Raw genomic sequence first — 11221 nt, 5'->3', positions numbered from 1 at the left:
CTTGCCCGTTGCCTGCGCTGGCCGCTGCTATCGTCCCTTCGTGCATTTCAAGCAGCCCTTTGGCGACCGATAGCCCCAGCCCCAGCCCGCCCCGACTGCGGTCCAGCGAACGGTCTGACTGGGCAAACGTCTCAAAGACGTAAGGGAGCATTTCCGCTTCAATGCCGATCCCCGTGTCGCGGATGGCGACGGCGGCGTGTTTCCCCTGCCCATCCACTGTCAGGCGCACAGTCACTGCGCCGCCGGAAGGGGTGAACTTGCCTGCATTGTCGAGCACATTGCCCAGAACCTGGGTCAGCCGCATGGTGTCGCCCATGACCCAGACAGGAGCCTGGGGAAGTTGGATATCCAGCGTCAGCCCGGCCATTTCGAGCAGGCCCTGGCGGTCTTCGGCGCATTGCCGGACTAGCCGGGCAAGATCCAGCCGTTCACGGCGGAGCGTGACCTTGCCTTGGGTGAGGCGCGATACGTCCAGCAGGTCGTCCACGATCTGGGCCAGATGCCGCGCCTGCCGCTCCATCATTTCCCGCGCCCGCTCGACCGTCGCCACATCGTCTGGCCGCAGCCGCAGGACGTGCAGGGCGTTGCGGATGGGGGCGATAGGGTTGCGCAGTTCGTGCGCCAGCATGGCCAGGAATTCGTCCTTGCGCCGGTTGGCCTCCTTTAGGGAGTCGATCAGCTGGACGTTGGCGATGGCGACGGAGGCCGAATCGCCGAGGGCTTGCAGGATTTCCAGCTCTTCCGTGCTGGCGTGATGGTGGCTGGCCCAGTAAGCGCCGATGGCACCGATCGGGTCTTCCGAACGGATGGGGGTCATGGCCAGGCTCTGGACGAACGTTGGCCGGTAAGCGTCATGCGGGATGCGTGGGTCGAGGTAAATGTCGGGGATGGCGACCTGTTGGCGATGCAGCATGCACCAGCCGGAGATGCAATTTTTCATGGGAAAACGGTGCCCTTTCCATAGCGGGGCAATCGCATTTTCGTCGGCGTAGTGGCATAGGTCGCCATCGCGCAGGACAACGGTCACGCCATCGGCACCGGTCAGGTTCCGCGCCGTTTCGCGCAGCACTGCCATCACTGCGTCCAGGTCGCGGCAGCAGGAAAGCCGCTGCACCGCCTGGACCAATTCAGAATGAAGGGTCATATCGCGTCAGCCTCCAGGGTGTTTTTTTATGGATTTTACCGCTAAACGCTAATGGCGTTTAGTTTGTGTCATCTATAGTGGATTATGCCGCAAACTTCTGAAATTGCACCCATGTTTGCTTGCGAATCCTGGAATTGCCCGTAACCAATTGTGGTGGATGAAGATGGGCAAGTGGGTTGTGTTTGGTGGGGATCGAAATGAAGGGGCTTCATTGCCCTAATGCCTTCCTGAGCCGGGGTGCGGCGAAATCGAGGAAGCGGCGCATTTTGAGTGGCATGCGCCCGCGTGAAGCGTGCAGCAAATGGATGGGGGCAGGGGGTGGTTCATAGGCTTCCAGGATGATTTCCAACGCCCCTTTGGCGACAGCTTCGGCAGTTTGGTAACGCAGCAAGCGGGTGACGCCAACGCCGAGGATGGCTGCTTGGGCGGCGGCTTCTGTGGTGGTGACGGACAGGCGCGGTTGGATCGGGACATCGAACGGCAAGCCTGATGGCGCATCCCTGAATCGCCATGCGGGTGAGGGCATGGGCGTATCCACCATGACACAGGGCAAGCGTGACAGGTCGTCAGGCTGTTGCGGTATACCATACTCAGCGAGCAGTGCAGGGCTGGCGCAAGTGACTGTCCGCATCTCGCCTATCGGGGTTGCGACCATTGAGCTGTCCGGCAGTTTGCCGATCCGCACTGCCATATCCACATGCTCTTCTATGAGGTCGGCATTCCGGTCGTTCAGGAGCAGGCGGATATTGATTGCCGGGAACATTGCCAGGAACTCGGCCACCACCGGCAATACATGCAGGCGGCCAAACATGATGGGGGCGGTGATGACTAACTCACCTTTTGGGGCCATGAATTCGCCAGACGCTTCACGTTCAGCCTCTTCCACCTGTTCGATAATACGGCGGGCCGCTTCAATATAGGCAGCTCCGGCGTCTGTCAACGTGAGTTTGCGGGTGGTACGCAACAGCAGCCGGGTTCCCAAGCGTGATTCCAGGTCAGCGATTCTGCGGCTTAAGGTTGCCAAGGGCACTTGCAGGGTGCGGCTGGCAGCGGAAAGGCTGCCCTGTTCCATGACGGTGATAAGCATGGACATGGCTTCAAGGCGATCCATTGATTATTCCATTTTTTGGAAAGATTATTCTCAATATTGCATGATTATCAGCATAAATGGAAGGTAGTAGTATGAGCCTTACCGAGTCAATTTCGACTTGTTGTTCAAGGAGATAAGCATGTCACGTATTACTATTCCTGCTTTCGATAATGCCCCTGAAGCTTCGAAAAGCACGCTCGATATTATCCGTCAACAACTGGGTACGGTTCCTAACCTGTTTCGTCTGATCGCACTGAGTCCGGCGGCACTGTCTGCCTACGTTAATTTTCACGGTGGTCTTTCCAGCAGCCTGGATGCCAAAACACGCGAACGTATCGCGCTGGCGGTTGCACAGGTCAACGGGTGCGATTACTGCCTGTCGGCCCATTCCTATCTTGGCCTGAATATGGTGAAGCTGGATCAGGCAGAAATTGAACGTAATCGCCGTGGTACGTCAGCGGATGCCAAGGCTAATGCTGCGGTGGGGTTCGCGGCCAAAGTCGCGCGTGAGCGAGGGCATGTCAGTGATGCTGATCTGGCCGCGGTACGTCTGGCTGGTTTCAGTGATGCACAGATCGTGGAAATTGTCGGTCTGGTGGCTGAAAACACTTTCACCAATTACCTCAACGAAGTTGCCAAGACGGATATCGACTTTCCTGTCGTCCGGGTAGCTGAGGCAGCCTGATCATGCATGGGCCGGGGCTTTTGGCTCCGGCCAGTTTTAGCTGGATTAAGAGGAGGTTGGTCATGTCTTACGGTTTTCTGGATATTGCCATGACGCCTAGCGTTCGTGCTGTGCAAAAGTCCATGCAGGCGGATGATTTCTGGTTTGATTTCAAGGGGCAGCGGGCTTTTGATCGGTTTTCGGAGAATGAGGCCAGGTTTATTGCCGAGCGTGACAGCTTCTATATGGCGACCGTGTCTGAAAGCGGGTGGCCGTATGTCCAGCACCGGGGAGGGCCTCGCGGGTTCCTGAAACTGGTGGATGAGCGCACGCTTGCCTGTGCGGATTTCCGGGGCAATCGGCAATACATCAGTGTTGGCAATGCCGTTGCAAATGATCGTGCCTGTTTGTTTCTCATGGATTATGCACACCGCGCCCGGCTCAAGATGTATGTGCGTATTGAGGTGGTCGCACTTGAGGCTGACCCGGAGCTTGCGCAACTGGTCAGTGTGCCGGGTTATAAAGCCAGGGTTGAACGTATTCTGCGTATGCGGCTGGAAGCGTTTGACTGGAATTGCCCGCAACATATCACGCCGCGTTTCACGGAGGAGGAGGTTGCGGCGGCTGTCTTGCCACTACGCGAACGCCTGCAAGCGCTGGAAGCTGAAAATGCGGAGCTGCGGGCCAAGGCCGGAGTCCGCTGAAAGGGGTAAGGGCGAAGCCTTAAATGTGAATTTATGAACGTACATTCACACAACCGTCACCGCAACACCCGCTTGCCGGTGACCCGCCTGTTCAGCATCCGTGCCATAAGTATCTAGAGTGGATTATGCCGCAAACTTCTGAAATTGCACCCCTCTTTATTTTTTCGTGCAGCGTGTTGGCATTGCAAACCCTGCGCCTTTTATGAATCCCACCTTGTCGCTGGTGTCCACGGCAACGATGAAATCAGCGCTGTTCGGGTTAGGGCCTGTCCATTTGAGCTTGGTGCCGGAGGCGAGGATGTGTTGGCCTGCTTTCATCACTTTGCCTTGCCCTTCCCAGCAGCCGGAGTAGGCGCAAATGGATAAGGCCCCGTTGGCGGTGTTCAGGCTGATGTCGAATGGGGTGAAGCCATCAGAGATTTCACACTTGTTGGTGTCACAATGGACTTCCATATCGTTGTTGCGGCAGTTCCAGGTTGCAGCGAAGGCTTGCGTGGACAATAAGGCAAGGCCGAAAGCAATGAATAGGCGGCGCATGGTGGGGACTCTCCTGCTGCGTTAAGAACCGAACCTTGTCGGGCGAAAACCCCGCAACGCCGCCCATCCCAGGTATACAAACAGCGCCAATATCAGCACTTGCGTCACGGCGAATGGGGGTTCCTGCTGTGTAGGCGCCAATTGCGCGAGGGGCGGCGTCTTGACGAACAGCTGTACGACCAACACGAAGGTGTTGAGGTAAAGCGCAGTCACCGCTGTGACGACATAGGTTGCGCGCCATTTGCCTGCCAAATGTTTCCAGTAGCGGGCGGCAAGGCAAACGGCCAACACCACCAGCGAAATGGCCCCGACAATGTGCGGCGGGGAAACCTGTGTGAACGGAAAGCCGAATCCGCTCAGGCTGGTGAAGAGGGTGGTCGCCAAGAAAAAGGCCGTCCAGCCTTCAAGCCGGGCTCCGGCCATCAGCCCTCCGACGACGACCAGCCCCGAGATGATTCCCAAAACACTGATGACAACATGGATCAACGTAAACATCGGCAGGTCGAAGATCATGGCACTCTCCTTGGCTTGCATCTGGGCAAGGTGAATCTTGGGCTGCCACACATTAAGCGCAACGCAAACCCTTTGCGCATCCGTGCCGCAGAGCATGCGGATAGTATAGTCTTTCACTCAGGAAATAATGTAATCGAATGCTGTAATATTCATTATTAATTAATATTCTGCCGCCAATGGTTGGGCGGCAGGCACCCGTTGGCCCCTGCCTGCCGCAACTGGATTATAGCCAGACTTTGTCTTTGGCTGCGGGTTGGACGGCAGGTTTTGCTGGCGCAGGGGGATTGATTGGCGGCAACGGGTCGCCGGGCTGCGTCAGCGGTGCTTGGAACTGCGACATTCCCTGGATGAATTTCTGGAAAAACTCATCGTTGAACGGATTGTTTTGGAAAAATGCACTGCCGAACGGGTCTTGTTTGAAAAATGGGTCATCAAAGGGGTTTTTGCCGCCAAACAGGGAGTCGCTGAATGGGAACTCCTTGCCGAACAGGTCACCCAAATTGCCGGTTCCTGGTTCCAACGCCTGCATTACCGCCTGTTTGCGGTCTTCTGGTAGGCCGGATTGCTCCAGTTGCTGGCGGATTTCCTGCTGCGTGCCTTCAAACGAATACTTGCGCGTGTCGTCGGCCTTGTCCTGATAATTGATTTCCGCGTGGTAACGCCCATCCGGCAGGCTGTAGACCTGCACCGCCTCTGACTGCATCAGGATGTTGGGCGGTGCCGGGGCAAGCTGCGGCGGCTGGAGCTGGGTGGGCGGCGCAGGCGTCTGGCCGCCCTGGAATGGCGTATTGTTCGCCCACAACGGAACGCTCAGGAAGGCGATGATCAGTGGTGCGAGATGTCTTGCTTTCATGTCTGGCGCCTCACGGTTGGCTGGTTGCAATGCCTATGATTTTAAGATAGCAGCGCGTCAGGTAAAATTACCGATTCTTAAGGTTTTGGGTAGGGGAATGGCGCGCTGATTTGCGCCTCTGTGCGCTTCCCCCTATACTGGCCTACCCATCACGTACACACCCCAGTAAGCGAAAACATGACTGAAAAATTTGATATTCCTGAGGAATTCCAAAGTTCCCTCGTCCCTGAACTGCTGACGGACGGTTCGCCTATCCAGTTCAACTGCCATCCGGGCGTTTCCTGTTTCAATATCTGCTGCAAGGCGGCGGATGTGACGCTGGCCCCTTACGACATCCTGCGCCTGAAACAGCGTTTGGGCATCACCTCCACCGAGTTCCTGGAAAAATACACCGTGCCATTCCAGGTGGACGGGCAGGGCACGCCGGGCGTCAAGTTGCGCACCGATGAAACCAAAGCCTGCCTGTTCGTGCGTGAAGAGGGTTGCAGCGTTTACGCCGACCGCCCTTCCGCCTGCCGCTATTATGGCTTGGGCCTGTTGTCCCACCGAGCGGAAGGTTCGCCGGACGATGTGCAATATTACTTCCGCAACCAGGAAGCGCACTGCCAAGGCTGGAGCACGGATCAAGTCAGGACGATCCGCGATTACCGCGAACAGCAGGGTGTGCCGGAATACGACGCCGTCAACCGCGAGTGGATGCAGTTGATGTTGAAAAAACGCTCCGCTGGCCCTACTGTTGGCAAGCCCAACCCGCTCAGTTTCCAGCTTTACTTCATGGCGAGTTTCGATATTGACCGTTTCCGCCGTTTTGTGGAAAGCGAGCAGTTTGCGCGGGTTTACCTGCTGGGCGAAGATACCCGTGAAGCGCTGAAAGACGATCTGGCGCTGTTGCGGTTCGGCTTCCGTTTGTTGCGGCAGGTGCTGTTTGACGAGCAAACCATCCCGACCCATGCAAACATCCTCGAAAAACGCTGGGAAGAGCGCAAGGATATTATCGAGCTGCGCCGTCAGGCCGCGATTGAGGAAGCCCGCCAGCGGGCGGAGGAAGACCGCAAGGCGGCGCTGGAGGTTGACGCTGCGCCCAAACAAAGCCAGTAAGCTGGCGGGCGAGTACGGGTGCGGGGGTGCAATGCCTCCGCTACGCCTGCAAATGCAGATAGCGGGCATGGAAGCCGACATGGTGTGGCAGTTCAGCAGTCCAATATTCCCAGTCATGATTACCGGCTGACTCCCGGTAGTCGTGCTCAATCCGCATCTGTTGCAACGCCTGGTGCGTCTGCCGGTTGTCGTCCAGCGCCAGCGCATCATCCAGGGAAACGGTCAGCAGCCAGGGCAGGTGCCCGGCAGGCGGCAACTGCCTGATCAGATAACGCACGGAATGGCGCTCCCACAGCGCCCGATTTTCCTCCAGCTTCCCGAACACCCGTGCCAGCTCCCAACTGTCGGGGTGCGTGGTGATGTCCAGGATGCCACTCATGGAGCTGGCGGAACGGAACAGCCCCGGATGCCGCAGGTATAGCCCCAGCGCGCCCTGCCCGCCCATGGACAGGCCCGCAATCGAACGCAACGCCGGGTTGGCGGGCAAATTCGCCTCGACATGTGGGATCAGTTCAGCGGTCAAATAGGTTTCGATCTGGTTGGCGGGGTCAAACGGCGAATCGGCGTACCAGCCGAAGGGGTCGCCATCGGGCAGGATAATCATCATGCCATACTGCCTGACCAGCTTGCGCAGTTGGTTACCCGCCTGATCCATCCATGCCCGGTGCGAATCCCAGGCGCCATGCAGCAGATAAAGCACGGGCAGTTGTTTCGGCAACCGTCGGCCTTTGGGGATGCAGGCGAAATACGCCGTGTTTTTTCCACGCGCTTTGGATGGCAATTGAATTTCCATCACATCGACGGAAGCGGCTGGCACGATCAGCTCGGCGTTCACGCAGCAGATATTGTCGGCCATCTACAGCGCCGACCAGTTGACGTAAGGCTTGATGGCGGAGAGGAAATAGCTGGTCATGATTTCGCCGCCAGCTTCGGTCAGGTGGATTTCGTCCTTGGCCCTGACGCGCACTTTTTGTCCTTGCGCGTTTTTCAGGAAGGAGGAGTACGCGCCGCCGTCTGCTGCCAGCACGTTCCAGGTGTCGAAATACTTCGCCATTTTCTGCCCGGCGCAAGCGCTGGCGACCAGTTGGTTGATGACCCGGATTTTGTCGCCGTACTTGTCTTGCCCCATGATCGGCAGCCCGACCCAGAAGGTGGTGGTCCCGTGTTCCGCCGCGATGGCGAGGAAACGGTTGATGCGGGCGCTGTAAATGGCGTTCCAACCTGGGTCGCCGACATGGTAACGCTTGCCTTCCTCCACAATGTCCTGTGGGTCGTTTGCCCCCATATTGACGATCAGCAGGTCGGGCTGGTGCTTGTCGAGCAGTTCGGTCAGGTAACCGGGCCAGTCGAAATAATCCGGGCGGGTCAGGCCGGTGGAATATTTGCCTTCACGGGTGACTGACAAGCCTGCAACCTGTTTCAGGCGGCGTTGCAGGGCGATGCCGAAACCTTCCAACACCATGGAGTCGCCAACAATCAGGACATCGTTGGCCTGTAGGGTTCCCTGTTGTGTGGGTTGGGCGTTGGCGGACGGCTGGGAAGCGGGTTTGGGTGCTGCGGCTGTTTGTGGGCGGGGGGTGGCCTGCAAGGCGGCGAGCTTGACGGCTTCTGGTTTGGAAGCCGCCAGCACCGGCAGGTTATGGGTGAACGCCAGCACGCTTTTTTCCATGTCCAGCAGCTTGCTGGAAAACACCTTGGCGTTGGAGCTGAACACCAGTTCTTCGGGTTTGCCGCACCAGGCTTCGGCACCAGGCAACCAGTCGGTGCAGCGGTCCCCGAACCAAATCGCCAACCGTTCCAGTTCATTCAGGGACAGCGCCGCCAGCACCAGCATGCAAATGGCGACGACCCGGACTGGCGTGAGCCGCCTGCTGATGATGTGTTGTTGGTTGTCCATGCCGTCCCTTTAAAACTGGAAATAGATAAACGGAAGCACCCCTTCCGGCCCCATCCGTAGAATAATAATACAAATCAGTGCAATAACCACGACCTGAAGGGGCAGGGGCAGGCGGCGCTGGAATTCCAGGTAAGTTTTTTGCAGCCAAGGGCCGAAAAAATTGAGCAGCAAGCCAACGGCAATGGCGGGGATCACCAGCAGCTCAAAGCCTTTCCCGGTTTGTTCTTGGGTGAACACTGCCCGGAAGATTTCCATGGCGCGGTCGGTGTCTTCGGCTTCAAAGAACACCCAGGCAAATGAAACAAAGTGGAAGGTCAGCAGCCAGAGGACAATTTTCAGCAGCAGGCTCGGTTTGGCCTCTTGGCCGGTTTGTGGCCGTCGGTGCGCAAAGTGGCGGTGGATGTCCTTGACTGCGTGGGTGAGCGCCAGCCCCAGGCCGTGCAGCATGCCCCACAACAGGAAGCGCATGTGCGCGCCGTGCCACAGCCCGCCCAAGGTCATGGTGATCAGGATATTGAGGTACTTGAATGCTTTCCCATGCTGGTTGCCGCCGAGGGGGATGTACAGATAATCCCGCAGCCAAGTGGACAGGGAAATGTGCCAGCGCCGCCAGAATTCCTGCAAATCGGTGGCGATGTAGGGCCGGTCGAAGTTGAAAGGGATCCTGTACCCCAGCAGCAGCGCCACGCCGATCGCCAGGTCGGAGTAGCCGGAAAAGTCACAGAAAATCTGGATCGAATAGGCGTAGACAGCCGCCAGCACCGAGAGGGAGGAGTAATCCGCCGGAACCTGGAACACCTGCCGGACAATGTGTTCGGACAAATAGCTGGCGATGACGATTTTCTTGAACAGCCCCGACAGGATCAGCGCAAACCCCAGCTGGAAACTGCGGGTGTTGTACACGGGGTTTTCCAGTTGCGGCACGAACACATGGGCGCGCATGATCGGGCCGGACAGCACCGTGGGGAAAAATGACACGAACAGCAGGATGTCGACCGGGTTCCTGACCAGACGCCCTTTGTCGCGGTAGACATCAATGGCGTAAGACATACCCTGAAAGGTGAAAAAGCTGATGCCGATCGGGAAAATCAGGTCCATTTCCGGCAAGCGCGAAACCAGGTCGCCATCCCATACCAAGGGCAGGATGGAGGCCGCAAAAAACTCGCTGTATTTGAAGAACGCCAGTGGTGCCAGACTTAGGGTGATGTCTGCAAACAGGAGCAGCTTTTTGCGGAAAACGCTTTCCGTGAGGGTGATCAGGTAGCCGAAGCCCCAGTTGAGCAGCCCGATCAAAAATATCAGGGGCAGAAAACGGGCGTCAAAACTCAGGTAGAAAACTGCGTTGGCTTCCAGCAGGAAGAGCTTGTAAAAACCGGGCATGCCGCGAAAAAACCAGTTGAAGATCAGCACAATCAGGAAAAAAACGGCAAATTCTACGGTGGTAAAGATCATGCAGGCCTGGCTTCTTCGTTGCTGTGGAGGGGATAAGTCCGGGTTCCCTAAAGCGTTAGCATAAGTGTAGTATGGTTTATAGGATACATTACTCATCCTGATCGGTGAATAAGCACGAAGGTTCTTTCAAGCCTGCGCACCGATTATGCTGGGAACTTGCATTCCTCCAGGGGGGCACGCGAAAATCTCGCCAAATACAAGCTTTAGGGGTAAATAACGATGAATAACGTTTCTGTCGCCATCATTTCTGACACACATGGGCATCTTGATCCGCGCATTATCGACATTATCCGTGAATGTGATTACGCCATTCATGCGGGCGATATTTGTGGGGAGGACGTGTTGGCGGCCATGCGGCCGAAAAGTGCCATTGTGATTGCGGTTGCGGGCAATAATGAGCCGCGCTGCATGGTGGGTTTCCCTTTGCCGGAGAGCAGTGAACTGGCATTGCCGGGCGGCAAAATCTGCATTGAACACGGGCATGAGCATGGCCACCATACCCCCAGCCATGAATCCCTACGCCAGCGCCACCCGGATGCGCGGGTGATCGTGTACGGCCATACCCACAAGATGGTGCAGGACAAAAGCACAAACCCTTGGGTAATCAATCCCGGTGCTGCGGGCCAGACGCGCACCCACGGCGGCCCTTCCTGCCTGGTGCTGACCGCTGGCAATGAGGAATGGGCGATCCAGGAATTCCGTTTCGCTGACTGAACCCCTCGCGGGCAATAAAAAAGGCGCAACAATGCGCCTTTTCATCGCGGCAGGAAACGGCTTATTGCACGCCCAGCAGCTCGACATCAAAGATCAGGGTCGCATTGGGCGGGATGACGCCACCCGCGCCGCGTGCGCCATAGCCCATTTCCGGTGGGATCACCAAGGTGCGTTGGCCGCCTATTTTCATGCCAGCGACGCCTTCATCCCAGCCCTTGATGACGCGGCCACCGCCTAATGGGAAGGTGAAAGGCTCGCCACGGTCGCGGGAACTATCGAATTTGACGCCGTGTTTGTCCTGTGCGGTTTCGTCATACAACCAGCCGGTATAGTGCACGGACACGTTTTTGCCAGTGGTTGCTTCCGCACCATCGCCGACTTTCACATCCGTTTTTACCAGTTCTGTCATTTTGCTTGTCTCCGTTTTGGGTTCAGTCTTGGCGTCTGCGGCCTGGGTGTTGGCTGTTTTGTCGGAGCAGGCCGCCATAAAAATGCTGGTGGACAAGGTCAACACCAGTGGAAGAATCATCAGGGTTGTTTTCATGTATGTCATTT

The 11221-nt window shown here is 57.1% G+C and carries 13 protein-coding genes; 4 read left to right on the top strand and 9 right to left on the bottom strand.

Annotated elements, in window-relative coordinates; genetic code table 11:
* On the bottom strand, positions 1–1144 hold a 1144-nt coding region (locus tag VSS37_RS18920; RefSeq protein ID WP_324697723.1), incomplete at its 3' end, for a GAF domain-containing sensor histidine kinase.
* A 208-nt stretch (positions 1145–1352) separates the two neighbouring features.
* Positions 1353–2255 carry a LysR family transcriptional regulator gene (locus VSS37_RS18915; protein ID WP_324697722.1) on the bottom strand — a complete coding sequence of 301 codons (903 nt, stop codon included), beginning with the start codon at positions 2253–2255 and terminating at the stop codon, positions 1353–1355.
* Between the two features lie 118 nt (positions 2256–2373).
* Here VSS37_RS18915 and VSS37_RS18910 point away from each other — a divergent pair, with 118 nt between their 5' ends.
* A complete protein-coding gene (locus VSS37_RS18910) occupies positions 2374–2919 on the top strand; it encodes a carboxymuconolactone decarboxylase family protein (protein WP_324697720.1) in 546 nt (181 codons plus the stop codon).
* A gap of 62 nt (positions 2920–2981) precedes the next feature.
* The gene (locus tag VSS37_RS18905; RefSeq protein WP_324697719.1) at positions 2982–3602 is read left to right on the top strand and encodes a pyridoxamine 5'-phosphate oxidase family protein; all 621 of its coding nucleotides are present in this window, start codon (positions 2982–2984) and stop codon (positions 3600–3602) included.
* A gap of 156 nt (positions 3603–3758) precedes the next feature.
* Here the strand turns inward: VSS37_RS18905 and VSS37_RS18900 are convergent, their stop codons facing one another.
* From VSS37_RS18900 to VSS37_RS18890, 3 genes are all read right to left on the bottom strand, one after another.
* Positions 3759–4139 carry a hypothetical protein gene (locus tag VSS37_RS18900; protein ID WP_324697717.1) on the bottom strand — a complete coding sequence of 127 codons (381 nt, stop codon included), beginning with the start codon at positions 4137–4139 and terminating at the stop codon, positions 3759–3761.
* A gap of 21 nt (positions 4140–4160) precedes the next feature.
* Complete coding sequence (locus tag VSS37_RS18895) at positions 4161–4652, bottom strand: hypothetical protein (protein WP_324697716.1); 492 nt, start codon at positions 4650–4652, stop codon at positions 4161–4163.
* A gap of 223 nt (positions 4653–4875) precedes the next feature.
* On the bottom strand, positions 4876–5505 hold the full coding sequence (locus VSS37_RS18890; RefSeq protein WP_324697715.1) for a hypothetical protein: 630 nt from the start codon (positions 5503–5505) through the stop codon (positions 4876–4878).
* Positions 5506–5682: 177 nt separating this feature from the next.
* Here VSS37_RS18890 and VSS37_RS18885 point away from each other — a divergent pair, with 177 nt between their 5' ends.
* Positions 5683–6603: a YkgJ family cysteine cluster protein gene (locus VSS37_RS18885; protein ID WP_324697713.1), complete on the top strand. Its 921-nt coding sequence runs from the start codon at positions 5683–5685 to the stop codon at positions 6601–6603.
* Positions 6604–6643: 40 nt separating this feature from the next.
* Here VSS37_RS18885 and VSS37_RS18880 read toward each other — a convergent pair whose 3' ends face one another.
* The 3 genes from VSS37_RS18880 to VSS37_RS18870 are packed head-to-tail and all read right to left on the bottom strand — an operon-like array spanning position 6644 to position 9952.
* Positions 6644–7459, bottom strand: coding sequence for an alpha/beta hydrolase (locus tag VSS37_RS18880; protein WP_324697711.1), 816 nt, complete (start codon positions 7457–7459; stop codon positions 6644–6646).
* Positions 7460–8500: an SGNH/GDSL hydrolase family protein gene (locus tag VSS37_RS18875; protein WP_324697708.1), complete on the bottom strand. Its 1041-nt coding sequence runs from the start codon at positions 8498–8500 to the stop codon at positions 7460–7462. It abuts the gene before it with no gap.
* Positions 8501–8509: 9 nt separating this feature from the next.
* Positions 8510–9952: an MBOAT family O-acyltransferase gene (locus VSS37_RS18870; protein WP_324697706.1), complete on the bottom strand. Its 1443-nt coding sequence runs from the start codon at positions 9950–9952 to the stop codon at positions 8510–8512.
* 219 nt (positions 9953–10171) lie between these two features.
* Here VSS37_RS18870 and VSS37_RS18865 point away from each other — a divergent pair, with 219 nt between their 5' ends.
* Positions 10172–10666 carry a metallophosphoesterase family protein gene (locus VSS37_RS18865; protein ID WP_324697704.1) on the top strand — a complete coding sequence of 165 codons (495 nt, stop codon included), beginning with the start codon at positions 10172–10174 and terminating at the stop codon, positions 10664–10666.
* 61 nt (positions 10667–10727) lie between these two features.
* Here VSS37_RS18865 and VSS37_RS18860 read toward each other — a convergent pair whose 3' ends face one another.
* Positions 10728–11210, bottom strand: a complete 483-nt coding sequence (locus VSS37_RS18860) for an FKBP-type peptidyl-prolyl cis-trans isomerase (RefSeq protein ID WP_324697703.1) — start codon at positions 11208–11210, stop codon at positions 10728–10730.
* Positions 11211–11221: the final 11 nt, after the last annotated feature.

The organism is Candidatus Thiothrix phosphatis (genome assembly GCF_035668035.1).
Classification (GTDB): Bacteria; Pseudomonadota; Gammaproteobacteria; order Thiotrichales; family Thiotrichaceae; genus Thiothrix; species Thiothrix phosphatis.
Note: the sequence above shows the minus strand (reverse complement) of the source record. Positions and strands in the feature narration are given on the sequence as shown.